Here is a 24,521-nt window from a genome sequence, read left to right as displayed (position 1 = left end):
AAAGCCGCGACACCGTGCGACGTTGCCGTCGCCGCATGGCGTCGCGTTCAGGCACATCAGTGACCGCTCAGAACTTCCACAGGATGTTGCCGAGTATCGCGTTGTCGCGCACGCCGCTGCCGTACTGGCCGCTGTACGTGAGGCCGAGCGTCAGGCGCTTCGTGATGTTCGCGTCGATGCCGGCCTCGAGCACGGCGCTGTCGCGCGCAATCGGCACGCCCGATACCTGGAACGACGTGCCGCCGTTCGCGAACGTGAACGCCGACGACGGCGTCACGTTGCCGAACGCATGCCGCCAGCCGACCGTCCCGCGTGCGGTGAACGTGCCGCTCGCGATGGAGCCGAGCTGCGACGCGGCGCGCACGCCGAGGGTCGAGAAGCCGACGTGCGTCGTCTCGCCGCCGGCGCGCAGCGCGGCCGCGCCACCGGTTTCCGTATAGCCGTCGGTGTGCAGGTTCACATACGCGAGGCCCGCGAACGGTTCGATCGCCACGGGCCCGACCGGCAGCGCGTAGCCGACTTCGCCGAACACCTGCGCCGAATTCGCGTCGTAGCCGGCCGAATCGTGATCGGAGAAGCCCGCGAAGCCCGGCGAACGGTCGCTGTTGATCCGGTACCACGTGTACGACGCGCCGCCGCGCACACCGAGCGCGCCGTACTGCGCGCCGCCGTACAGCGACAGGTAGTAGCTGTTCACCGACGCCGACGAACTCTGGTCGTTGTCGAGGGAGCTGTGCGTGACGCCCGCGGCCAGGCCAGCCCGCCACTTGTCGTTGAGCGCCATGTCGGCACCGGCGATGAAGCCCGTCATGCTGCGGTTGACCGTCGACGCGTTGCCGTCGCCGGTGAGCCGGCTGCGGCCGCCGAACGCCTGCCCCCAGACGACCGGCTGGTAAGGCGTGCCGCCGTAGCAGCCGTCGCGCGAGCCGATCCGGCGTTCCGGCGGCAGCGTCGGGTCGACCGCGCCGGCCGTGTTGTCGCCGCACAAGGCCGCGCCCCCCGACGACAGCGCCGCGAGCGGGCCCGATCCGGGCGCGAGGCCCTGGCGGACACGATCCGTCACCGCGTCGCGCACATAGCGGCTGTCGAGCAGCAGCATGCTCTTCAGGCTCGCCTGCAGTTCGCCGTCCAGCATCCCGTAGGCGCGGCGTGCGGTCGTCGCATCGGTCGTCACCACGGCGTCGTACAGCGGGTTGCCGGCGCCGAGCCCGCCGAGCGCGCCCGCGACCGAGCGCTGGTTCGGCGTCGTCGCGACATCGGGAAACGCGGTACCGTTCGAGACCAGCCGCAGGTACACGTGATCCGGATCGTAGCTGAGCGTCGGCGCGAGGAACGCGTAGTTCGCATTCACCTGGCTGAACGTGCCCTGCACGCCCGACCCCGCGGAGAGGATCGTATAGGTCGTGCTCGGCTGGTAGCCGCTCTGGTTCGCGAGCACCTGCACGGTGCCGCCGTTCAGCGTCGCCGTGCCGCTAGCCGCGAGACTGCCGCTTTGCTGCGGCGAGGCCGCGACCTGGAACGTCGAGCCCGGCTGGAACGTGACGTTGCCGCCCACGTTCAGCGCCGCGCCCGGCTGCGACGCGGCCGCCGTCGCGCCGCCCTGCACCACGAGGCCGCCGATCGTGCCGGTGCCCGTGACCGTCGCACCGTTCTGCACGGTCACGGTCGACTGGCCGAGCGAACCGTTGACGGCGAGCGTGCCCGCGCTGACCGTGGTCGGGCCGCTCAGCGTGCTGGCGCCCGTCAGCGTCAGTTGCCCGCTGCCGGCCTGCGTGAGCGAACCGGTGCCGGACAGCACGCTTGCGATCGTCACGTTGCCGGATTGGTTGACGATCAGCGCGCCGTTGTCGACGACATTGCCGGCGATGCTGCCCGACGTGCCGCCGTTGCCGAGTTGCAGCGCGCCGCCGGCCGCGATCGTGGTGCCGCCCGTGTACGTGTTCGCGCCCGTCAGCGTCTGGACGCCGGTGCCGGCGATCGTCACGCCGCCCGCCCCGCCGATCGTCCCGCCGAACGTGCCGTTGCCGCTGCCGTTCAACGTCAGCGCATTGGCCCCGAGATTGACGGACGCGCCGGCCGCGCCGTTCAACGTGCCGATCGTCTGCGCGCCCGTCGCGCCGCTCGCATCGAACGTCGCACCCGCGCCCGCGAGATTCACCGCGCCCGTCGACGCGAGGCTGCCGCCCGCGCCGAGTGCCAGCGTGCTGCCGCCGTTGATCGTCGTGCCGCCCGTGTAGGTGTTCGCGCCCGTCAGTGTCTGCGTGCCGGTGCCGGCGAACGTCACGCCGCCCGCGCCGCCGATCGCACCGCCGAACGTGCCGTTGCCGCTGCCGTTCAGCGTGAGCGCATTCGTGCCGAGGGTCACGTTCGTGCCGGCGCTGCCGTTCAGCGCACCAATCGTCTGTGCGCCCGTCGCGCCGCTCACGTCGAACTTCGCACCCGTGCCGGCCAGATTCACCGCGCTGCCCGACGCGAGGCTGCCGCCCGCACCCAGCGCCAGCGTGCTGCCACCATTGATCGTCGTACCGCCCGTGTAGGTATTCGCGCCCGTAAGCGTCTGCGTGCCGGCGCCCGCGAACGTCACGCTGCCCGTGCCGCCGATCGCGCCGCCGAACGTGTTGTTGCCGCTGCCGTTCAGCGTGAGTCCATTCGCGCCGAGGTTCACGTTCGTGCCGGTGCCGCCGGACAGCGTGCCGAGCGTCTGCGCGCCCGATGCGCCGCTCAGGTTGAACGTTGCGCCCGTGCCGGCGAGATTCACCGCGCTACCCGACGCGAGGCTGCCGCCCGCGCCGAGCGCCAGCGTGCTGCCGCCGTTGATGGTCGTGCCGCCCGTGTACGTATTGGCGCCCGTCAGCGTCTGCGTCCCGGTACCCGCGAACGTCACGCTGCCGGTGCCGCCGATCACGCCGCCGAACGTGCCGGTGCTGCCGTTCAACGTCAGTGCGTTGCCGCCGAGGTTCACGTTCGTGCCGCCCGCGCCGTTCAACGCACCGAGTGTCTGCGCGCCCGTCGCGCCGCTCACGTCGAACGTCGCACCCGTGCCGGCCAGATTCACCGCGCTGCCCGACGCGAGGCTGCCGCCCGCACTCAACGCCAGCGTGCTGCCACCATTGATCGTCGTACCGCCCGTGTAGGTATTCGCGCCCGTCAGCGTCTGCGTGCCGGTGCCCGCGAACGTCACGCTGCCGGTGCCGCCGATCGCGCCACCGAACGTGCCGCTGGCGGTGCCGCTCAACGTCAGCCCGTTCGCGCCGAGGTTCACGTTCGTATTGGCCGCGCCGTTCAACGCGCCGATCGTCTGCGCGCCCGATGCGCCGCTCAGGTTGAACGTCGCACCCGTGCCGGCGAGATTCACTGCACCGCCCGACGCGAGGCTGCCGCCCGCGCCGAGCGCCAGCGTGCTGCCGCCGTTGATGGTCGTGCCGCCCGTGTACGTATTGGCGCCCGTCAGCGTCTGCGTCCCGGTACCCGCGAACGTCACGCTGCCGGTGCCGCCGATCACGCCGCCGAACGTGCCGTTGGTGCTGCCGTTCAACGTCAGCGCATTCGCGCCCAGGTTCACGCTCGTGCCGCCGATACCGCTCAGCGTGCCGAGCGTCTGCGGTCCCGATGCGCCGCTCAGGTTGAACGTCGCACCCGTGCCGGCGAGATTCACCGCGCTGCCCGATGCAAGGCTGCCGCCCGCGCCGAGCGCCAGCGTGCTGCCACCGTTGATGGTCGTGCCGCCCGTATAGGTGTTCGCACCCGTCAGCGTCTGCGTGCCGGTACCGGCGAACGTCACGCTACCGGTGCCGCCGATCACCCCGCCGAACGTGCCGCTGGCAGTCCCGCTCAACGTCAGCCCGTTCGCGCCCAGATCCACGTTCGTACTGGCCGCGCCATTCAACGCACCGATCGTCTGCGGGCCCGATGCGCCGCTCAGGTTGAACGTCGCGCCCGCACCGGCGAGATTCACCGCGCCGCCCGACGCGAGGCTGCCGCCCGCACCCAGCGCCAGCGTGCTGCCGCCGTTGATCGTCGTGCCACCCGTGTACGTATTCGCGCCCGTCAGCGTCTGCGTGCCGGTACCCGCGAACGTCACGCTACCGGTGCCGCCGATCGCGCCGCCGAACGTGCCATTGGTGCTGCCGTTCAACGTCAACGCATTCGCTCCGAGGTCCACGTTCGTGCCGGCCACCCCGGTCAGCGCGCCGATCGCCTGCGGGCCCGATGCGCCGCTCAGGTTGAACGTCGCGCCCGTGCCGGCGAGGTTCACGGAACCCGTCGACGCGAGACTGCCGCCCGCGCCGAGCGCCAGCGTGCTGCCGCCGTTGATCGTCGTGCCGCCCGTGTACGTGTTCGTGCCGGACAGCGTTTGCGTGCCCGTGCCGGCCACGGTCAGGCCGCCGGCGCCGCCGATCGTGCCGCCGAAATTGCCGCTGGCGGTCCCGCTCAGCGTCAGGCCGTTCGCGCCGAGGCTCACGGCCGCGCCGGCGACGCCGCTCAGTGCGCCGATCGTCTGCGCGCCCGTCGCGCCGCTCAGGTCGAGTGTGGCGCCCACGCCGGCCACGTTCACCGCGCCCGTCGCCGCCAGGCTGCCGCCGGCACCGAGCGCCAGCGTGCCCGCGTTGATCGTCGTGCCGCCCGTGTAGGTGGCCGCGCTCGTCAGCGTCGTCGTCGCCGCGCCGTTCTTCACGAGGGCACCCGCGCCGGTGATGCCGCCGTTCAACGTGAGCGCGTTGCTGCCGCCGAGCGTCAGCGTCGCGCCGGTGCCGAGATTGACCCCGTTGTTGACCGACAGGCTCGCGCTCGTGTCGAGCGTCGCCGCGCCGCCGACGTTCAGCGCGCCGCCGCCGAGCGCCCCGTTGTTGCCGAGCACCAGGCCGCCGCTGTTCAGGTTCGTGCCGCCCGTATAGACGTTCGCGCCCGTCAGGGTCTGCGTGCCGGTGCCGGCCAGCGTCAGGCTGCCGGTGCCGCCGATCACGCCGCCGAAGCTGCCGCTGGCGGTCCCGCCCAGCGTCAGCCCGTTGCCGCCCATGTTGACGGCCGTCCCCGCGACACCCGACAGCGCACCGATCGTCTGGGCGCTGGTCGCCGCGCCCAGGTCGAGCGCCGCGCCCGCGCCTGCCAGGTTCACCGCGCCCGTCGCCGCCAGGCTGCCGCCGGCGCCCACCGCCAGCGTGCCCGCGTTGATCGTCGTGCCGCCCGTGTAAGTGTTCGCGCCCGTCAGCGTCGTAGTCGCCGGGCCATTCTTCACGAGACCGCCCGCGCCGGAAATGCCGCCGCTCAACGCGAGCGCATTGCTGCCGCCCAGCGTCAGCGCCGAACCGTTGCCGAGACTGACCGCGTTGGCGACCGACACGCTCGTGTTGGTGTCGAGTGTCGCGGTGCCCGCGACGTTCACCGTGCCACTGCCAAGCGCACCGTTGTTGCCGAGCACCACGCTGCTGCCGCTGTTCAGGTTCGTGCCGCCCGAGTAGGTGCTCGCGCCGTTCAGCGTCTGCGTGCCGGTGCCGGCCAGCGTCAGGCTGCCGGTGCCGCCGATCGCGCCGCTGAAGGTGCCGCTGGCGGTCCCGCCCAGCGTCAGCCCATTGCCGCCCAGCGCGACGTTCGTCCCGGCCACACCGGACAACGCACCGATCGACTGCGCACCGGTCGCGGCGCTCACGTCGAGCGTCGCACCCGCGCCGGCCAGGTTCACCGCGCCGGTCGCCGCGAGGCTGCCGCCCCCGCTGATCGCCAGCGTGCCCGCGTTGATCGTCGTGCCGCCCGTATAGGTGTTCGCGGCCGTCAACGTCGTGGTCGCCGCGCCGTCCTTCACAAGACCGCCCGCGCCGGTGATGCCGCCGTTCAGCGTGAGGGCATTGCTGCCGCCCAGTGTCAGCGTCGAACCGGTGTTGAGGTTGACTGCGTTGTTGACCGACAGGTTCGTGTTCGTATCGAGCGTCGCCGCGCCGCCGACGGTCAGCGCGCCCGTGCCGAGCGCCGCATGGTTGCCGAGCACCAGGCCGCCCGCGTTCAGGGTCGTGCCGCCGGCGTAATTGTTTGCCCCGGACAGCGTCACCGTCGCCGCGCCGTTCTTCACGAGACCGCCGCCACCCGAAACCGTGCCGCTCAGGCCCAGATTGGTGCTGCCGGCAAGCGTCAGCGTCGTGCCGGCGGCGATGTTGACACCGTTCGCGAGCGACACGTTGGCGGTCGCGTCGAGCGTCGACGAGCCGTTCACGTTCACCGCGCCGAGGCCGAGCGCCGTATTGCTGCCGACGGAGAGGTTGCCGCCATTCAGGTTCGTCCCGCCCGTGTACACGTTGGCGCCGGTCAACGTCTGCGTGCCCGTGCCCGAGAGCGTCACGCCGCCCGTGCCGCCGATCGTGCCCGCGTACGTCGCATTGCCGCTGCCGTTCAACGTCAGTGAATTGCCGCCGAGATTCACGTTCGAGCCGGCCGCGCCCGCCAGCGCACCGACCGTCTGCGTGCCCGACGCGTTGCTCAGGTCGAACGTCGCGCCCGCGCTGCTCAGGTTCACCGTGCCGGATGCCGCGAGGCTGCCGCCCGCACCCAGCGCGAGCGTGCCGCTGTTGATCGTCGTGTCGCCGGTGTAGGTGTTCGTGCCCGTCAGCGTCAGCGTCGCCGCGCCGTTCTTCACGAGGCCGCCGTTGCCGTTGATGGAGCCGGCCAGCCCGAGATTGTTGCTGCCGCCGACCGTCAGCGTCGTGCCCGTGGCGAGATTGACGGTGTTGTTGAGCGTCGCGTTCGTGCTCGAGTCGAGCGTGGCCGAGCCGTTGACGTTCAGCGCGCCGGTGCCGAGCGCCCCGTTGTTGCCGACCACGAGGCCGCCTGCGTTCAGGTTCGTGCCGCCCGTGTAGTTGTTCGCGCCGGACAACGTCAGCGTCCCGCTGTCGTTCTTCGTCAGCGCGCCGCCGCCCGATACCGTACCCGACAGCGTGAGCCCGGTCGAACCCTGCACCGTCAGGCCGCCCGCTCCGAGGCTCACGTTGTTGCTGACGTTGAGCCCGACCGCCCCCGCCTGCAGGGCACCGCCGGTGGCCGTGATCGTGCCGGTGCCGAGCGACGCGTTGTTGTTGATGATCGCGACGCCGCCCGCCAGCGTTGCGTCCTGCGCGGTCGACGCGCCGTTGATCGTCCAGTTGCCGCTCTGGACATCGACGTGATTGAAGTTGATGTAGTTGTTGGCCGCGATCGTGCCGTTCGCGCCAGCCCCCTGCTGCAGCCTGAGCGTGTTGTCGCCGCCCGCGCCGCCGTCGACCGTGCCCGTCGCCGCGACGCCGAGCGTGATCGGGCCGACCGTGATGTTCAGTGCGCCCCCGGTGCCGCCGGCCGTGTTGACCGACGAGCCCGTCACCGCGGTGAACGCGTTCGTGCTGTTCGCACCCATCGACACGCTGCCGTTGATCGTGCCCGAGTTGACGAACGAGTTGCCCGCCCCGGGCGTGCCGTTCGAACCGAGCGACACGCGGCCGGTGATCGTCCCGCTGTTCGTCATGTTGACCGTGGCGCCGCCGTACGCGGCGACCACGGGCGCGTCCGCACCGACGAGTGTCGCGCCGACCAGCGCGTTCGAGCCGATCGTGCCGGTGTTGGTGATGTTCGACGTGCCGCCGGTGCCGTTCTGGACCGACAGCGCCATGCCCGTCACGCCGCTGATCGCCACGCCGGTCGAGCCGTTCATCGTGCCGTTGTTGGTGACGGTGGTGCCGGCACTCGCCGCCGCGTTGCCGATCACCGTGCCGCTCGACAGCACGCCGAGCCCGGTGCCGAGCGCCGACGGGTCGATCGTGCCGTTGTTGGTCAGGTGGGTATTGCTCCCCGTCAATGACAGTGCGGTGCCGCCGACGCCGAGCAGTACGCCGAGGCTCGAGCCGGCATTGACGGTCGCGTTGATGTTGTTCGCGCTGTTCGAGTAACTCGGCGCAAGCGGGTTGGCGACCCCGGAGCAGGTCACCGTCGTGCCCGCGGTGGTACAGGTCGCATAGGCGGGCACGATACCGGCGCCGGACAGCGCCAGAAAAACACCCGTCGGCAATAACAATTTCGGAAACGGTTCGCCGGATTTTTTCGAACGCGCAAGATTCATGCTTTCCCTCGTTATGTTATTGGAATTGGCATTACCGTGAAATCGAACAGCCGGCCGCAGAAAATCGCGGACAAAAGCGTGCCCCCCGGCTGTCGCGACGCGACGTCGGCTAATTCATGGGCGAATCTTTAAATGGCCCTGGCAGGCGGGCGTGAAACTAGCCGAATGACATGTCGGTGGCCCCTGTTTTTCTGCAGCGATTTTCTGGTTGATTTGATTCCCGCCCTGCTTTTGTCAGACAAGGCTAGTTCAAAAAAACAGGCTTTACCAGTCGATCTTTACCTTTGCATATCGGGGTGCGGCGAACGCGTATTTTTTACTTATCGGAGCGCTTCAGACAGGCAATTCTGGATGCCGCTTGCCAGCTGATTTGATATTCATCAAAAAATACCGGAACCGCCGCATCGGTGAAAATACCGATACCGGCGTGATTATCACAATGCTTTATTGCAGTGCAATATCCGCGAGCCCGAAAGATATCGACACGAGATAATCCCCACGTCGTCACGCATCCGACAAAAGAAAGCAGATCCGGCATTTAACCGATCCTTTCGATTTCCGTCGCGTATCGGTCGAACACCATCCCCCGTTACGCGAACAGGCTCATCAGATAAAGCATCGGCCGAAACGAAACCGGTCGCGCATCGGGGTTCACCCACAGCCGCACCGCATACACCGCGTAGGCCGGCACTTCCCGCCAGCTCGAGTAGACGTCGCGCAACTGGAAACGGCGCGGATACGCAGCGGAGATGTCCGCCCGCGCGATGCCGACGCGCTCGAACGCGAGGCGCGCCCGCGCGAGGTGGTAATACTGGCTGACGATCACCACGCGCGACACGCGATGCGCCTGCAGATAGGCGAGCGTGTGCTGCGCGGTCGCGAGCGTGTTGTCGCCCTGGTCGTCGACCGCGATCCGGTCGGCCGGCACGCCGCGCGCCACGAGATAGTCGCGCATCGCGGTCGCCTCGTTCAGCCCCGGGCCGTCGATCGCGCCGCTGACGAGGAACGCCGGGCACTGCCCCGTGCGGTAGCAGCGCACACCCACGTCGAGCCGGGCGGCGAGCACGGGCTTCGGCGCGCCGGCCTCGTCGAGCGCGTTGCCGAAGATCACGGCGACGTCGGCCCGCTCGCTCGGCATTCGCATCCCGGACGCGACGAGCGCAACGGCCGCGACGATCCAGAGGCACGCGACGACGGCCAGCAGGCGGCCCAGGCGGGCAAACACGCCCCGTTTGGTGTGGTTTTTCAAGGTTTTCGGTCTCTCAGGTCGTCGGGCGTAGCGGCTTGCCCCGCCCCGGACGCGCGCGTCACGCTAGCACGGTGCGCGTTCGGGTGTCCACGCGACGGACCGATGCCGGACGGCGGACGGCCTTCCTGAAAGTCGACCGGAGACACCTACCCGGCGACGCGGGTACGCATTACGGAGATCGAATGGATGCACATGCGCGCGCCGCTCGGCGACGCCCGGCCGGCACGACCCGGATCAGTCGACCTGGCACATCGTGAGCCGCCCCATCGCCTCGCCCGCGCCGCGCACCGCGCAGGTGGCCGGCTCGTCGGCGATCCGGGCGACGAGCCCCGTCTCGTCGAACAGCAGGCGTTCGATATCCGCGAGCAGCGCGCCGCCGCCCGTCAGCACCACGCCGCGATTCGCGATGTCGGTCACGAGCTCGGCCGGCGCGTTCTCCAGCACCGACTTCACCGCGCCGATCACCTGCTTGAGCGGCGCGGCCAGCGCGTCCGCCACGTCGTGGTTGGACAGTTCGATCGAGCGCGGCAGCCCGTCGCCGACACCCCGACCGACCGCGCGCGTCGACCGGCGCGGCACCGCGCTGGTGGCCGAACCGATCGTCTGCTTCACGTGTTCGGCCGTCTGTTCGCCGAGCAGCACGCCATACAGGTTGCGCACATGGTTGACGATCGCCTCGTCGAACTGGTTACCGCCCACGCGAATCGCCTCGCGGTAGACGATGCCGCCGAGCGCGATCACCGCGACTTCGGTCGTCCCGCCGCCAATATCGACGACCATCGAGCCGACCGGCTCGGTCACCGGCAGGCCCGCGCCGAGCCCGGCCGCCAGCGATTCCTCGATCAGTTCGACCTCCGATACACCCGCGGCAAAGGCGGCCTCACGGAGCGCGCGGCGCTCGACGGCCGTCGCGTCGGACGGCACGCACAACGTGACTTCGACGCGGCGGCCGAAGCGCGAACGCGTGCGCGACATGTCGATGAAGCTGCGGATCATCTGCTCGGCCGCGTGCGCGTCGGCGATCACGCCGTGCCGCATCGGCCGCACGGCTTCGAGATGCCCCGGTGCGCGGCCGAGCAGCGCCTTCGCGAGCTCGCCGACGGCCTCGAGCGTCGGCCGGGCGTCAGTCGCACCGGCACCGGCCTTGCGGAAGCAGACGACCGACGGCTGGTTCAGCACCACGCCGCGTTCGTGCGTATAAATCCGCGTACTCGCCGTTCCAGGGTCGATCGCAACGGGTTGCGCAAACAACTTTCCGAACAGCGGTGTCGACATATCAAACCTTTGTAATCGAACGGACCCGGGCAGCCGCGCTGCATTTCGCGGCGCGTCCATGCCGCCCCATCACGAACTTAGCGGCAAATCGTTCCGATACTTTAGGCAATTCCGATGATTTTTTCGCGAAACAATTGTCAAAAGTGCCGGCCGGGACACCTCCGGCTACGCAACAGCCTCTCGCATTGCGCCTGTAAAACACGGTAATCTCTCGGTCTTGCCTGCTCCCGGCAGGCCTCAGACGCCCGATCACGCCAGGTATTTCCTCCATGACAGCGACCGTTTCCTTCCGCTGGGCGCGGGTGCGCCCGCTTTGCACGACGCTCGTCGCCCTCTGGTGCTGCACGGTCGCCGCGCAACCGCTGCCGGTCGCCGACTCCGCCGCCGCGGTCACCACCGCCCCGATCGCCGCCCCGGTCGCTGCCGCCAGCACGCCGGCTGCCACGCCCGCCGCATCCGGGCACACCTGCGAAGCCGACGGCGGCCCGGCCGGCCGCCCGTCGATCGGCCTCGTGCTGTCCGGCGGCGGCGCCCGCGGCTACGCGCACCTCGGGGTCCTGAAGGTACTGGAAGACAACCGCATCCCGATCGACTGCATCGCGGGCACCAGCATGGGCGCCGTGGTCGGCGGCCTGTACGCGAGCGGCATGGCCGCCGGCGAGATGCAGAAGCGGCTGTCGGAGGTCAACCTCGCGGACATCGCGTTCGACGTGACGGAGCGCGCGGACCTGCCGCAAACCAGCCGGGAGGACGAGCGCCTGTACATCAACGGGCTGACGCTCGGCTTCGGCAAGAAAGGCGTGAAGGTGCCGGTCGGCCTCGTGCAGGGCAACCGGCTGCAGGCGCTGCTCGCGAACTGGACGGCCGCCGTGCCGACCAACCAGCCGTTCGACCGCCTGCCGATCCCGTACCGTGCGGTTGCGACCGACCTGCAGACGGGCCAGATGGTGGTGCTCGACCACGGCTCGCTGCCGCTCGCGATCCGCGCGAGCATGGCGATGCCGGGCCTGTTCGCGCCGGCCGAGATCAACGGGCGCGCGCTCGTGGACGGCGGGCTCGTCAGCAACCTGCCCGTCGACACCGCGCGGCAGATGGGCGCGAACGTCGTGATCGCGGTCGACATCGGCTCGCAACTGCGTCCGCTCGACGCGCTCGCGTCGCCGGCCGACGTGATGCAGCAGATGGTCGGCATCCTGATCCGCCAGAACGTGACCGCGCAGCGCAAGCAGCTCGACGCGCAGGACGTGCTGCTCACGCCGGACCTCGGCGCGCTCGCGTTCACCGATTTCCAGAACGCGAAGCAGGCGATCGCCGCAGGTGCTGCCGCCGCGACCGCGGCGCTGCCTAAGCTGAAGCGCTTCGCGCTCACGCCGGAGCAGTACGCGGCCTACAAGTCCGCGCACGCGCAGCCGCTGCCGCCGCCGATCCGGATCACGCGCATCGACATCAAGACCTCCGGCGGCGTGCCGAAGCAGGTCGTCAGCAACGCGCTGCACGTGAAACCCGGCGACACCTACGATCCGGACACCGTCAGCCAGGATCTGCTCGGGCTCACGACGGGCGGCAACTTCGAGAGCGTCACGCAGCAGATCGTGAGCCACGGCAACGAAAACGTGCTCGAGATCGACGCGCGCGAGAAATACTGGGGGCCGAACTTCCTGCTGTTCGGGCTCGGCATGTCGAGCAGTTCGACCGACGAGGGCGGCTTCCGCCTGCACGTCGGCTACCGGCGGCCGTGGCTCACCGAATCCGGGCTCGAATTCCGCGCGGACACGACGATCGGCAGCGACCTGCAATCGGCGCGCATCGAGTTCCGCCAGCCGCTGTCGATGGCCTACGGCGTCTATCTGTCGCCGTACGCGGAATACCAGCGCCGCTACGCGAACCTGTACGACGACACCGGCGACGTGAAGATCACGCAGTACCTGATGCAGACCGCACGTGCCGGCCTCGATTTCGGGCTGCCGATCGGGCGACTCGGCGATTTCCGGATCGGCCTCGGTTACGTGACCGGGCACGGCTCGCCGACCTACAACGTGCCGTTCGACGACGGCAACGGCCAGACGCTGCTGTGGCCCAGCTTCACGTCGCAGGCGCTGACCGCGCGCGCACGGCTCGTGATCGACCAGCTCGACGATCCGCTGTTCCCGCGCAAGGGCTATTTCACCGAGCTGCGCGTCGAACGCTCGCTGGTGTCGCGCAACGGGGGCTCGGCGTCGGACTTCGACGACAGCATCAACACCGCGCCCTACACCGAGATCTACGGCAAGGCGATGGTCGCGCAGCAGTTCGGCCGGCACAGCGTCAGCGCGACGATCGAAGGCGGCAAGAGCATCGGCGGCACCAACCTGATCAACGCATTCAATTTCACGCTCGGCGGCTTCCAGCATCTGTCCGCGTATGCGGCCGACCAGTTGAACGGCAACGAGCTCGCGTATGCGCAGGTGACCTACATGAACCAGTTGATGACGTTCAACGCGTCGCCGGTCAAGGCGCTGTCGGTGGGCGCCAGCGCGGAAGTCGGCAACGTCTGGTCGAGTGGCCAGAAGGTCGGCGGCGGCGCGCTCAAGCAGAGCTATACGTTCTTCACGAGCCTGTCGACCGCGTTCGGGCCCGTGTACATCGGCGTCGCGCTCGCGCCCGGCGGCCGCCGCAACTTCTACCTGCAGCTCGGCCGCACGTACTGAGCCGTGCGCGGATGCCGCTTCGGCGGCATCCATCGCGCCGCCCGGCCCGGGTCAGAATGCCGCGGCCATCGCGACCGCGCGGGCTTGCGCCCGTTCGATGCTGTCGCTGGCCCGCGCGCCCCACGTGTGTTCGACGGTCAGGCTCCTGACCTCGCTCACGCCGATGAACCTCAACCAGAATTCGATGTAGTCGGCCTGATGCCGGAAACCGGGATTGTCGGCGCCCGCACCGGGTTCCCGGCTTTGCCCGCGAACATGGATCACCACCGCGCGCGGAATCTCCAGCAACGGCGCGTACGCCGTGCCATCGAACGTAAACAGCATGTTCCGCTGGCTGACGAGATCGATCAGCTGCTTGAGCTTGTACGGATAGCCGAAATTCCACATCGGCACGCCGACGACGATCCGGTCCGCCGCCTGAAAACGCTTCACGAGCGACTGGATGCGCCGCCAGATCAACTGCTCCGCGTCATCCATCGGCGCGTTCGCGACGCCCTTGTACTTGGCGCCGATCGCCTCGCTGTCGAAGTCCGGCAAGTCCTCCTCCCAGACATTCAGCATATCGACGTCGATCGTGGCGCCCGTCTCACGGTACGCATCGACAAAGGCATTGGCGACCGCGATCGAAGCCGACCTGGCGCCGCGGGGAGAAGACACGATATTCAACAGCCGCATGATGGGTGACCCGGACAGGAATGCATGAACAAGGGAGCGGCCATCGTGGCGGCCCCGGCTTCATTGCTGCGTCGCGGGCCGACCGCCTGCGCTGTCAGGGATCGGCCCGCCGATATAGTTGCAATTGCAATCGTAAAGCAAAGCGCGTACGCGTGGCAAACGAATCGCCACGCGATGGCGGTGTGGGGAGGCATCGAGACGGGGAAGGTACGGCGGGAACGGCCGGCGACGCGCTCGAGTCCGGCGCGCGCCGCTGTGTGCTGTCGTGGTGTCGTGCTGTCGTGCCGTTGTTGCTGTCGGGCTCGGCGCCCGCGCGGTGTATCGCTAGACCGGCCAGCTGATCTCGAAGCGCGCGCCGCCAAGCTCGACGGGATCGACGACCGCGATCCGGCCGTTGTGCGCATGGAGCACCTGTCGCGTGATCGACAGGCCGAGGCCATAGCCGCCGGTGCGGCGGTCGAGGCGCACGAATGCGTCGAAGATTCGCTCGCGTTCGCTCTCCGGCACGCCGGGGCCGTCGTCCTCGACGAAGATCCCGATGTTGCCGTGCACGAGCGAGATCCCGACGACGATCCGCGATTTCGCGTACTTGCTCGCGTTGCGCAACAGGTTGCGCATCGCATACGACATCAGCCGCCGGTCCATCTTCACGCGCAGGTCCGATGCGATCGCGATGCGCGACTCGATCGCGCGCTCCGGATACAGCAGCTGCGCATCGCTGACCTGATGCTCGAACCACGCGACGGGGGCCGTCATCTCGAGATTCGACTGCAGCGAGCTGTATTCGAGCCGCGCATACGTGAGGCTCATGTCGATCAGCTCTTCGAGCTCGGTCACGTCCTGCGCGATGCTCTCGAGCGCGCCCTGGTATTCGGCCGCGGAACCCGGTTCGCGCAGCATTTCGAGCGCGAACCGCACGCGCGCGAGCGGCGTGCGCAGCTCGTGCGAGATCCCGTTCGTCAGATCGCGCTGCGCGGCGATCAGCCGTTCCATGCGCATCGCGAGCGCATTCAGCGTCCGCGCGAGCGGGCCGATGATCACGCTGTGCGATTCGCGCGCACGCGTGTTGAAGCGTCCGCCCGTGAAGTCGATCGCGCGCTCGCGCACCATCACGAGATCCGACCACACGGGCCGCATCCATCGATACGCCGCGAGCGCGGGTGCGGCGAACACGAAGACGAGCACGATCCAGATGTCGCCGGGCAGCGAGTCGAACGCATGCCACACGACCTGCGGCGACAATTCGACGCACAGCGCGAGCGCCGGCACGAGCGCGGTCAGCAGCACGAGGCCGAGCAGGTGAAGGTAGGTACGTACGTAAAGGCGCGACCAGCTCGGGATGCGGTCGGCGCGCGTGTCGGTCCACGCGCGGCGGAAATGCAGCCAGCGCCACTTGACGTAGCGCAGTGTCGGCAGCGGCGGTGCATCGGGGTGCGAACGGGTTCGTCGGATCATCTCGGCTCCCGGCCGGCGGGTGGAGTGCCCGCGCGGAACGTGACGGCGTCGTGCGAACGCCGCGTCATTCCCACGCGTGCTTGCTGAATTGATAGCCCTTGCTGCGGATCGTCTTGATCCGCTGCGGGTTGCTCGCGTCGTCGCGCAGCTTGCGGCGCAGCTTCGAGATGCGCCCGTCGATCGTGCGGTCGAGGCCGTCGAATTCGACGCCGCGCAACTGCAGCATCAGGTCGTCGCGGCTGACGACTTCGCCCGCATGGCAGACGAGCGCCCACAGCAGGTCGAATTCGGCCGACGTCAGGTCGGGCGTGCTGCCGTCGGGCAGCACCACGGAGCGGTCGGTGCGGTCGATCGAGAACTTGCCGAACGCGTAGCGCTCGGGCTGCGGCGCGGTGCTCTCGGTCACGCGCGCGGGCGCGCGGCGCAGCTGGGCCTTGATCCGCGCGAGCAGGATGCGCGGCTCGACCGGCTTGTGCACGTAGTCGTCCGCGCCGAACTCGAGGCCGAGCAGTTCGTCGAACGGCTCGTCGCGCGCCGTCACCATGATGATCACGCCGTCGTACTGCTTGCGGGCCTCGCGGCAGATTTCGAAGCCGTCCTTGCCCGGCAGGTTCACGTCGAGAATGACGAGATCGGGACGAATGGACAGGATCGCCGGCACCGCGGCGTCACCATGCAGCACAGTGTCGACTTCATAGTCGTTCTTGCGCAGGTAGCCGGCGATCAGCGTGGACAGGCGGGTGTCGTCTTCGACGAGCAGGATGCGAAAAGACATGGGCAGCGGTCGGGTCATCGGGGAAGCCGCGGCGGCGGCGCCGGCGGGGTGCCGGACGCCGGCCATTGGCCGAAACGTACCGCATGATACTGCGGCGGCCGATTGCCTGTTCAGAGGTCTTGAAAATAAGGGCTCGATATCGTCCGAGCTTGACGAATCGGCGCCGGGACGGTTCCATACGGGCTCGCCGGAATCCGGCCACTCACCTACCCGCCTGACTTGATGAATTACCAGACGATCCTCGAACGCATCCACACCGAACTCGCCCCCTGGATTGGCCAGGGCCGGGTTGCCGACTACATCCCCGAACTCGCGAAAGTGCCCGCCGACAAGTTCGGGATGGCCGTCGTGACGCTGGACGGAAACGTTTGCACGGTCGGCGATGCGTACGAGCGCTTCTCGATCCAGAGCATCTCGAAGCTGTTCGCGTGCACGCTCGCGTTCCAGCTGCTCGGCGACGAACTGTGGGAACGGGTCGGCCGCGAGCCGTCCGGCAACGCGTTCAATTCGCTGGTCCAGCTCGAGAGCGAGCGCGGCAAGCCGCGCAATCCGTTCATCAACGCCGGGGCACTGGTCGTCACCGACGTGCTGTGCCGCCGCTTCGTGAAGGCCGAGACGGCGCTCGTCGAATTCGTGCGGCGGCTGATCGGCGCGAACGACATCGACTACGATTCGCGCGTCGCGCAATCGGAACTGCAGCACGCGGAGCGCAACCGCGCGATGGCGCACTTCATGGCGAGCTTCGGCAACATGCAGATGCCGCCCGACACGGTGATCGACGCGTATTGCCGCCAGTGCGCGATCACGATGAACTGCGTCGAGCTCGCGCGCGCGGCACTGTTCCTCGCGAACGGCGGTGTCGCGCCGGTCACCGGCGAGCGGATCGTCGATTCGAGTTCCGCGAAGCGGCTGTCGGCGCTGATGCTGACTTGTGGCACCTACGATGCGGCGGGAGATTTCGTGTATCGCGTCGGGCTGCCCGCGAAAAGTGGCGTCGGCGGCGGGATCGTCGCGGTGCTACCGGGCGAGATGGCCGTGTGCGTGTGGGCGCCGGGGCTCGATGCAAACGGGAACTCGCTGGCAGGGACGCTGGCGCTGGAGTGGTTGACGACTTATTCGGGAAGGTCGATTTTTTGAGGTGGCGGGATTAGTCGAGCGCCACCTGGCGCAACGGCGGCAGCGTCATATCGGCGCGTGCGCTTGATGGGGAATTCGGCCATCGGCTGCGCTCGACCCAACTGGGCCGCACAACACGCCGACTTCCAAAAGGCCGTTTCCGACGGTAAAACGGTCACTCGCATGCAGGCCGATGTCGATTCGGTGCAAGCCGAGCCGCTAGAAATTGCGCGCCACGCCGACCATGAACATGTCCTGGTCCTTGTCGTTGCCGGTTGCGACACGATTAAAGCGTAAGCTCGCCGCCCAATCGTTCGTTACCTGATAGGTCACCTGCGCGCTGAGCAAGGCATTGAGTCTCGTTTTACTCGCGACCTCGTCCCGATCATGCGAGAGATATGGGCCCACACCTGCCGAAAGCGTCCATTTGCTCTTGATCGGCGCGACATACCAGAATTGCGCCGCCACGCCTCTTCGGCCGGCGACGCCGTTATTGCCTTCGTAGACGAAGCTCGCCGAATAGGCCCACGCATTGCCGAGCGGCCGCTTGACTTCGACCATATACCCTTTTTCGATCGGCACTTGGGGACGGTTCGTCTGCGATGTCCCGGCCCAAACGCCAACCTGCGTCTTGCCGTCCGACAAAGCCGGGCCAGGATCGCCGCCAAAGTCCGAGCCGATGCCGAAGAGCACCGCGTCGGAGTTGAATCCGTCGATCATCTGCACGTGGTTGTACTGCACCTTGAGGAAGAAGCGGTTGGGAACGACGTAATACCGCACCGCTGCCGAGGCGCGCACGCCCCATCGCTTTTCATTGCGCGGCTGGTCGTCGACATGTGTCGTGTCCATGCTGAAATACGGCCCCGCCGACAACTCGAGCGCCAGGCGATCGCCGACCGGCCAACGAAACGAACCTATGGCGGCGAAGCCGTCACGGTGGTGATCGAGGGGATGCCCCTCGTTCAGATACGCGAGGTAGACCGAGAGGTAGTCATTCAAGACATCGCCGAAGCCGACTTCGTAGGCACGCCAATGCATATCGCCGCCGTTGGTCGCGCGTCCGTCGCCATACACCGCATAGACGTTGATCGTTCTTTCCGATGGCTTGAACCCGGTCGGCACGCTCGAAGGACTGTCCTCTGCGTACGCGAGGCCTGCGCCTGCCAGACATCCCAGACCGGCGATCGAGCTTGCGAGGACGAAGCGCGAATAGATGCGACGGCACTGTCCCATTTGGACACCCCCTCACCTTGGTAACCGCGATTTCTCGGGCAAGTTGATGACGATTATAGGCAGCCTCGGGTAATAGGGGTAATAGGGGCAATCCGCACAACTTCGGCCGCCGTCCCTTATAGGCAAAGGGTCGGGCGGCCATGATCCGATCCGTCGTCATCGCTGAATTCCGGATTCAGCGATCGACTATCGTCGGAGACGATGAAGGCGACCGCCAGTACATTGCCGGCAGGCAGGCATGCGACGCCGGCGTGACGGTCACCGGCTCGCAGCACGATAAAACGCTCCTACGAAAATCGCATCGGCAGCGTCCCCGATTTTCCGGTACAAATCGGGGACGCTGACATTCCCCGCGGGCTATCGGAGACTCTCGTTCATGACTCGGCAACACGCACCGGATATCGCAACGACCACCCGCACGACTCCCGGCGACAGCCCGTCCGCGCCGATTCCCGCCATCGTGCCGTCGAGCACCGCGCTGCTCGTCATGCATTACCAGACCGACATCCTCGGCCTCTTTCCGTCCGTCGCGCCCGAATTGCTCGCCAATACGCGCCGGCTCTGCGATGCGGCGCGGGCCGGCGGCATCGGCGTCTGGTTCGCGACCCTCCGGTTCAGCCCCGGTTATCCGGAAGTCAGCCCGCGCAACAAGAACGGCCAGGGCATCAAGCAGCTCGGCCTCTTCATCAACGACGGCCCGTGCCCGGAGCTCGGCCGGCAGCCCGACGAGCCGCTGATCGTCGCGCACCGCGCCAGCGTGTTCTACGGCACCGATCTGCAGGCGCGGCTGGTCGAGCAAGGTGTCGATTCACTGATCATGGTCGGCATCGCGTCGACGGGCGTGATGCTGTCGTCGATCGCCCACGCGAGCGATGCGGACTTCCGCTTGTATACGGTCAAGGACTGCTGCTACGACCCGGACCCGGTGGTTCACGAGCATCTGTTCGCCACCGCGTTCGAATCGCGCACGACGGTGCTGTCGCTCGCGGACGCGTTGCGGCTGCTTGAGTAAACAAGCGGTCGCGCGGGCGATGCGAAAGACCGGCAGGGACTGCGCGCCGGGCTCGCACGGCCCGACGGTGTCGTCGAGAGAGCCAGTGGCGATGCGTCGAACGTCGACGAAGCCGCGCACGCGGCCATGCGATGGTTCGGCACACCCTGCGCCAGGCGTTGAACGCTACCTCTCTTCGTCTGAAGAATCCGGTGTATATTGCCGCCGATACGCCTGCACGCGCGCCATCGACGGTGCGCCCGACCTCATCGAATGCCTACGCCATCCGCCCTGCCGACGCCTGCCGAACTGAACCGCACGCTGCCTTTCACAGCCGGCGCACGGCCATGGCGGCTCGTCCGCTATGCGTGCATCGACTGGCTCGGCATCCTGCTGTGCTGGGCCGCGATCCGCTTCGTGCCGAATCCGTTCGTCTATGTCGCGGCCGTGCTGCTGATCGCGGGCCGGCTGCAGGCATTCGGCGTGATCCTGCACGACGCCTGCCACCTCCCGATGCGGCGCATGACGCTACCGCTCGCGCTCGTCGAAGTACTCGCCGGCTGGACGATCGGTTCGTCGATCGCCGCGATGCGCTATCACCACCTGCGCCATCACCGCGCGGTCGGCACCGCCGAGGATCCGTACCTGCACCGGCTGGCCGCGCGCGGCGGCTGGGTGCAGCGCGTGATGATGTTGCGCGGCGCGCTGCTGCCGGTCTGGTGGCCGCTGCGCGCGCTGATGGCGCCGCTCGCGCTCGCGTGGCCCGCGTTCCGGCCATGGTATGCGCGCGGCTTCATGCAGGACCGTTCGCACCAGGATTTGCGCCGTCACCCTGAAGTCATCGCCTGCGCGCGCGCCGACCTGCCGCATTGCGCGGGCTATCTGCTCGCGATCGCGGCCGTCGTGCACTGGGATCTGCCGTTCTTCACGTACTACGGACTGCCGTGGATCGTCGGCGGCATCATGAACGCGAACCGCGTGCTGCTCGAACATCAGCACGTCGAGATCGACGAACGCGCGCCGGAATCGATCTGGCACATGACACGCACGATGACATTCGGCTGGATCGGCAAGCTCGTGCTGTATCCGCGCAACATCGGCTATCACCAGGTGCATCACGCGTATCCGGCGCTCGCGCTCGAACATTTGCCGGCCGTGCACCGCTGCCTGACGGACGGCACCGCGTTCGCGCCGCCCGCATCCGGCCAGACCGGCCCCGCGCACTAGACACACCGCGCGGCGTCTACAGCTCGAACCGCATCACCTTCTCGCCGCACTGCGCGGCCGGCAGCGGCTCGCCGCGTTTCACCGCATCGAGCAGCCGGTCGATCGCGACGTGCACGATGTCGGCGCGCACGTTGTGCGGACGGAAGTCAGGCGCGTTGTCGAGGCCCTGCCGGTGCGCGCGCATGATCCGCACGTCCTGCTGGATCACGAGGTGCGTGTACAGGTTCAGCAGCGGCCGCAGCGCGCGCAGCATCCAGCGCGGCAGCCGGAAGCGATAGGCGATGTACGTATAGACGCGCGAGCGGCGCGCATCGATCGGCGTGATCTGGCTGACGATCAGGAAACCGGAACGTTCACCCCACAGGTAGTCGCAGCGCGTCACGTTCGGCGCGATGAAGCGGTCGACGTGCGCGAGCGGCACGCGATCGGGGTTCGTGAGCCAGTCGAGACAGAAGCCGATCTTGTCATCGCCGTCGTGATAGGTGACGGCCACGCTGTCCCGTGTCGTCGCGACCGTCGCTTCCATCGCCTGGCCGCGGCTGCTGCGAAAGATCCCGTCGTGCACGAACACCGTATGCGGCACGTCCATGAAATTCTGCGCGAGCATCGCGATGTCGCCGTCGAACGTGTTCACCATGAAGTACGACTGCCACGGCGTGACATCGCGGAACGGCATCCGGAAAATCGCGCGCGCCGACGGATCGCCCGCGCCGAGGTACACCCACACGAGCCCGTCGAGCAGTTGCACGGGCAGCGTGCGCTGCCGGAACGGATAGCGGCCGGGCAGGCCCGTCGGCTGCGTGCCGTCGATGCTCGGCACATGGACGACCTGCCCTTCGCCGTCGTAGCGCCAGCCGTGATACGGGCACACGAGCGTGTCGCGATCGACCTTGCCGGCCGACAGCCGCGTGCCGCGATGCACGCACTGGTCGATCAGCGCGGCGATCCGGCCGTCGCGCTGCCGGAACAGCACGATGCCGGTATCGAGGATCCGCACGCCGAGCGGCTTGTCGCGCGGGAGTTCGCGTTCGGTGCACGCGACGAACCATTGCTCGTGCAGGCCATCGGCCGGCGGCGCATGCTCGTGCGCCGCCGCCGCATCGCGCGACGGGCAGTCGTGCCCGCATCCGCGTGGTTCGATCATGTCGTTCATCGCGTCAGTCATTCGTCATCGCCAGCAGCGCGCCGGCCACCGGCAACCGCGTCACGAGTGCGCATGGCTTCACGTCGCCCGCGCGGATGCCGGCCCGTTCGGACGCCTGCTGCTGCAGGTCGCCGAGCCGCGCCGGCGATCGGCCCAGTACGCGCACGCGCAGCGGGCCGAGCTGGCCGAGGCGGCGTGCGTGCGCGTAGTGGAACGCCTGCACCAGTTCGGCTTCGACGGCTGCGCACATTGCGTCGGCTGCATCGGTGCCGATGTCGCCGGCAACGCACAGCACGTAGTGCGGCAGCCCTTCGTTCGCCACGCACGGCACGATGCATGCGCCGACTTCGCTGTGTTGTCCACGCGCGCGGTTCAGCGCGGCGGCCGCAAGCTGTTCGTCGAGCTTCTCGCCGACGAGATCGACGCTCGCCGCCGCGCGCCCGACGAACGCAATGCGCGGCGTGCGCGCGGTCATGCCGACCACGCACACGCGATCGCCGAGCGCATAGCGATACAGCCCGCCGCCCGTGGTCAGCAGCACCTGCACGTCGTCGCCGGGGCGCAGCCCTTCGACGTCGCACACGCTGCCGTCGTCGCGCACGAATTCAAGGTAGTGACTGCCGATCGCGAGCGGGCAACCGTCGCCCGTGCCGAACGGAATGCTCGCGACACCTTCCGTCGCGAACAACCCCTTCGGCAGCCATTGCGCCTGCGGAAACCGCACGCGCAACGCGTCGGCGTAATGCTTGCTCGGGCCGTCCAGCCAGCAGCTCACGGCGGCCAGGCGCGGCCACAGCGCACGGCAATCGCCCGCCTCGATCGCACGGCGCAGCGCGGCGCGGCGGTCGGCCGGCAGCGATGCGTCGACCCACGCGAGATCGCGCGCGCTGTCGGCAGCGTCGCGATCGAACAGTGGGCGCAGCACGCTCGTCAGGAACGTCGGGCTCCATACGCTGATGAATGCGAGCGCTTCATCCGCAACGAGCGCTCGCAGCGTCTCGCGTCGCCACGTCGCTGCGTTACCCGTCAGCGGCGGCACGAGCAGCGTCGACGCGAGCGCGGCCGCGCTGCTGTCGCCGAGGTAGTCGAGATCGCTCGCCGAGCCGACAGGAATCCCGTTGGGCGCGACGCCGGGCGCCTGCAGCGGCGGCGACATCGACCAGTACGCGCGCCCTTCGCCGAGCGCCGGACAGGCGCGATACATGTCGGCCAGCCATACGATCATCGCGGCCTGCAGTTCGCGCAGGAACGCGGGCGTATAGGGAATCAGCTTCTGGCGCGCGGTGCTGCCGCTCGTGCGTTCGAGGAACACCGGACGCTCGGCGGTCAGCACCGGTTCCGCTTCGTGCGACACGCGATCGAGCCACGGCAGGAAATCGGCGGCCGCATGCACGGGCACGCGCTCACGAAACTGCGCAGGGCTGTCGATCCGGTCGAAGCCGAACCGGCGTCCGAATGCGGTATCGCGGTTCGCGGCGAGCAGCGCCGTCAGCCGCCGCGCCTGCGTGTCGCCCGGTGCGTCGAGGCCGGCTTGCCAGCGATCGACGTCCGGCTGCGCGGCGCGTGCGAACGTGCGCCATGCGTCGGCCGGGCTGCGGGCGAAGATATCCATCAGAAATAGGTCTTGTCGAGTTGCGCGAGATCGTCGGGCAGCCGGCGCGGCGGCGCGAAAATCGTGAGCCAGCCGTACCACAGCGGCCGTGTCTCGCGCAGGTCCGACACCGCGTGCATGTCCTGCCAGCGCAATGCGGGGCGGCGATGATGCGTGAGGTTGTAGTTGAAGTTCAGCAGCAGCCAGCGCACGGGTGTCGGCGCGCGCATGTTGTACGTGCCTTCGACGACGTCGAGCGGCGTGCGCATGTGGTACACCCATTGCAGCGACGACCACGAGAACGCGAACGCGACATACGCGACCAGCACCGCCGACGCCGACCAGTCGAGCAGCCAGCCGGCCAGCAGCCAGGCGCCGACCGCGGCAAGCGTTTCGTAGCGGATGCGGCGGAAGTCGGCCGTCGTGAATTCCTTGAAGGCGGCCGCGTAGGTGTTGTCGTCGCCGCGCGCGGCGAGCCGCTGCATCGTGCGACCGGGCACCAGCGCAAGCACGAAACTGCCGACGAAACTGCCGAGCCAGATGCCGCCGAGGATCGCCGCGTAGTATTCGATGCGCTTGCGCAGCAGCGATTCGTCCGCGGTCGCGAAATCCGCGCGCTCGGCGCGCGTGCGGTTGCGTACGTGATGGCCGAGATGGTTCACGTGAATGAGTGTCGCGGCCGCGCCGAACATCGTGGACGCCCACCACATCATCATATAATTCGCGATCGGCCGGCGATGCCCGAACCCGTGGAAGGTTTCGTGCATCATCGAGAACACGCCCTGCATCACGAGGCAGAACGGCACGAGCACGAGCCACTTGATCGCGCCGGCGCCGGTATGTGAGAGCCAGGTGAGCGTGCCGGCCCACACCACGCTCTGCAGCGCGAGCACGAGCAGGTTCGCCCGGTCGTAACGTCGGGTCTGCGCGGCGGCGGCTTGCGCGCTCGGTCGGTTCATGGCTCGGAATGGCGGTTGTTTGCACGGGAGGATACAACAGATGCGTCAGCCGCCGGTAACGGCCCGCGGC

At 68.3% G+C, this 24,521-nt stretch carries 15 protein-coding genes; 4 read left to right on the top strand and 11 right to left on the bottom strand.

Annotated features, from left to right (window positions below):
• Positions 1-67 precede the first annotated feature (67 nt).
• The 4 genes from CFB43_RS21340 to CFB43_RS21330 all read right to left on the bottom strand — a co-directional run bounded on the left by CFB43_RS21340 (position 68) and on the right by CFB43_RS21330 (position 10,598).
• A complete protein-coding gene (locus tag CFB43_RS21340; RefSeq protein ID WP_089496456.1) occupies positions 68-8,074 on the bottom strand; it encodes an autotransporter-associated beta strand repeat-containing protein in 8,007 nt (2,668 codons plus the stop codon).
• A 316-nt stretch (positions 8,075-8,390) separates the two neighbouring features.
• On the bottom strand, positions 8,391-8,612 hold the full coding sequence (locus CFB43_RS37870) for a hypothetical protein (protein WP_144023086.1): 222 nt from the start codon (positions 8,610-8,612) through the stop codon (positions 8,391-8,393).
• Positions 8,613-8,663: 51 nt separating this feature from the next.
• Positions 8,664-9,323, bottom strand: a complete 660-nt coding sequence (locus CFB43_RS21335; protein WP_089496455.1) for a YdcF family protein — start codon at positions 9,321-9,323, stop codon at positions 8,664-8,666.
• Between the two features lie 234 nt (positions 9,324-9,557).
• The gene (locus tag CFB43_RS21330; protein WP_089496454.1) at positions 9,558-10,598 is read right to left on the bottom strand and encodes a rod shape-determining protein; all 1,041 of its coding nucleotides are present in this window, start codon (positions 10,596-10,598) and stop codon (positions 9,558-9,560) included.
• 269 nt (positions 10,599-10,867) lie between these two features.
• Here CFB43_RS21330 and CFB43_RS21325 point away from each other — a divergent pair, with 269 nt between their 5' ends.
• Complete coding sequence (locus CFB43_RS21325; protein ID WP_089496453.1) at positions 10,868-13,285, top strand: patatin-like phospholipase family protein; 2,418 nt, start codon at positions 10,868-10,870, stop codon at positions 13,283-13,285.
• A gap of 51 nt (positions 13,286-13,336) precedes the next feature.
• Here the strand turns inward: CFB43_RS21325 and CFB43_RS21320 are convergent, their stop codons facing one another.
• The 3 genes from CFB43_RS21320 to CFB43_RS21310 form a co-directional block, all read right to left on the bottom strand.
• Positions 13,337-13,960: an FMN-dependent NADH-azoreductase gene (locus CFB43_RS21320; RefSeq protein WP_089496452.1), complete on the bottom strand. Its 624-nt coding sequence runs from the start codon at positions 13,958-13,960 to the stop codon at positions 13,337-13,339.
• A gap of 324 nt (positions 13,961-14,284) precedes the next feature.
• Positions 14,285-15,415, bottom strand: a complete 1,131-nt coding sequence (locus CFB43_RS21315; RefSeq protein WP_046548399.1) for an ATP-binding protein — start codon at positions 15,413-15,415, stop codon at positions 14,285-14,287.
• A gap of 64 nt (positions 15,416-15,479) precedes the next feature.
• Positions 15,480-16,190, bottom strand: a complete 711-nt coding sequence (locus CFB43_RS21310) for a response regulator (protein ID WP_039366515.1) — start codon at positions 16,188-16,190, stop codon at positions 15,480-15,482.
• A 222-nt stretch (positions 16,191-16,412) separates the two neighbouring features.
• On the opposite strand from CFB43_RS21310, the gene CFB43_RS21305 reads away from it, so the two are divergent.
• On the top strand, positions 16,413-17,327 hold the full coding sequence (locus CFB43_RS21305; protein ID WP_011354359.1) for a glutaminase: 915 nt from the start codon (positions 16,413-16,415) through the stop codon (positions 17,325-17,327).
• A 198-nt stretch (positions 17,328-17,525) separates the two neighbouring features.
• On the opposite strand, the gene CFB43_RS21300 is transcribed toward CFB43_RS21305, so the two are convergent.
• Positions 17,526-18,539 (bottom strand): hypothetical protein, encoded by a 1,014-nt coding sequence (locus tag CFB43_RS21300; RefSeq protein ID WP_089496451.1) that lies wholly within the window; start codon positions 18,537-18,539, stop codon positions 17,526-17,528.
• A 376-nt stretch (positions 18,540-18,915) separates the two neighbouring features.
• Between CFB43_RS21300 and CFB43_RS21295 the strand changes: the two genes are divergently transcribed.
• Both CFB43_RS21295 and CFB43_RS21290 read left to right on the top strand, forming a co-directional pair.
• Positions 18,916-19,551, top strand: a complete 636-nt coding sequence (locus CFB43_RS21295; protein ID WP_089496450.1) for an isochorismatase family cysteine hydrolase — start codon at positions 18,916-18,918, stop codon at positions 19,549-19,551.
• A 252-nt stretch (positions 19,552-19,803) separates the two neighbouring features.
• Positions 19,804-20,757: a fatty acid desaturase family protein gene (locus CFB43_RS21290; protein ID WP_089496449.1), complete on the top strand. Its 954-nt coding sequence runs from the start codon at positions 19,804-19,806 to the stop codon at positions 20,755-20,757.
• Between the two features lie 16 nt (positions 20,758-20,773).
• On the opposite strand, the gene CFB43_RS21285 is transcribed toward CFB43_RS21290, so the two are convergent.
• Genes CFB43_RS21285 through CFB43_RS21275 form a run of 3 tightly spaced genes read right to left on the bottom strand, consistent with a single transcriptional unit; the run spans position 20,774 to position 24,451 of the window.
• The gene (locus tag CFB43_RS21285) at positions 20,774-21,922 is read right to left on the bottom strand and encodes an aromatic ring-hydroxylating oxygenase subunit alpha (RefSeq protein ID WP_089496448.1); all 1,149 of its coding nucleotides are present in this window, start codon (positions 21,920-21,922) and stop codon (positions 20,774-20,776) included.
• Complete coding sequence (locus tag CFB43_RS21280) at positions 21,915-23,513, bottom strand: GH3 family domain-containing protein (RefSeq protein WP_089496447.1); 1,599 nt, start codon at positions 23,511-23,513, stop codon at positions 21,915-21,917. The genes CFB43_RS21285 and CFB43_RS21280 overlap by 8 nt, the downstream gene beginning before the upstream one ends.
• Positions 23,513-24,451 carry a fatty acid desaturase gene (locus CFB43_RS21275; RefSeq protein ID WP_089496446.1) on the bottom strand — a complete coding sequence of 313 codons (939 nt, stop codon included), beginning with the start codon at positions 24,449-24,451 and terminating at the stop codon, positions 23,513-23,515. The genes CFB43_RS21280 and CFB43_RS21275 overlap by 1 nt, the downstream gene beginning before the upstream one ends.
• Between the last annotated feature and the right edge of the window lie 70 nt (positions 24,452-24,521).

The organism is Burkholderia sp. AU15512, from assembly GCF_002223325.1.
Classification (GTDB): domain Bacteria; phylum Pseudomonadota; class Gammaproteobacteria; order Burkholderiales; family Burkholderiaceae; genus Burkholderia.
The sequence above is the reverse complement of the archived record's forward strand: the minus strand, read 5'-3'. Positions and strand labels throughout refer to the sequence as shown.

What these genes read in the sequence shown, in the direction of transcription:
- CFB43_RS21340 (WP_089496456.1), bottom strand. Translation starts at nt 8,074, where the DNA reads ATGAATCTTGCGCGTTCGAAAAAATCCGGCGAACCGTTTCCGAAATTG.
- CFB43_RS21300 (WP_089496451.1), bottom strand. Translation starts at nt 18,539, where the DNA reads ATGGGACAGTGCCGTCGCATCTATTCGCGCTTCGTCCTCGCAAGCTCG.
- CFB43_RS21320 (WP_089496452.1), bottom strand. Translation starts at nt 13,960, where the DNA reads ATGCGGCTGTTGAATATCGTGTCTTCTCCCCGCGGCGCCAGGTCGGCT.
- CFB43_RS21330 (WP_089496454.1), bottom strand. Translation starts at nt 10,598, where the DNA reads ATGTCGACACCGCTGTTCGGAAAGTTGTTTGCGCAACCCGTTGCGATC.
- CFB43_RS21325 (WP_089496453.1), top strand. Translation starts at nt 10,868, where the DNA reads ATGACAGCGACCGTTTCCTTCCGCTGGGCGCGGGTGCGCCCGCTTTGC.
- CFB43_RS21310 (WP_039366515.1), bottom strand. Translation starts at nt 16,190, where the DNA reads ATGTCTTTTCGCATCCTGCTCGTCGAAGACGACACCCGCCTGTCCACG.
- CFB43_RS21305 (WP_011354359.1), top strand. Translation starts at nt 16,413, where the DNA reads ATGAATTACCAGACGATCCTCGAACGCATCCACACCGAACTCGCCCCC.
- CFB43_RS21280 (WP_089496447.1), bottom strand. Translation starts at nt 23,513, where the DNA reads ATGGATATCTTCGCCCGCAGCCCGGCCGACGCATGGCGCACGTTCGCA.
- CFB43_RS21290 (WP_089496449.1), top strand. Translation starts at nt 19,804, where the DNA reads ATGCCTACGCCATCCGCCCTGCCGACGCCTGCCGAACTGAACCGCACG.
- CFB43_RS21285 (WP_089496448.1), bottom strand. Translation starts at nt 21,922, where the DNA reads ATGACTGACGCGATGAACGACATGATCGAACCACGCGGATGCGGGCAC.
- CFB43_RS37870 (WP_144023086.1), bottom strand. Translation starts at nt 8,612, where the DNA reads ATGCCGGATCTGCTTTCTTTTGTCGGATGCGTGACGACGTGGGGATTA.
- CFB43_RS21295 (WP_089496450.1), top strand. Translation starts at nt 18,916, where the DNA reads ATGACTCGGCAACACGCACCGGATATCGCAACGACCACCCGCACGACT.
- CFB43_RS21315 (WP_046548399.1), bottom strand. Translation starts at nt 15,415, where the DNA reads ATGATCCGACGAACCCGTTCGCACCCCGATGCACCGCCGCTGCCGACA.
- CFB43_RS21275 (WP_089496446.1), bottom strand. Translation starts at nt 24,451, where the DNA reads ATGAACCGACCGAGCGCGCAAGCCGCCGCCGCGCAGACCCGACGTTAC.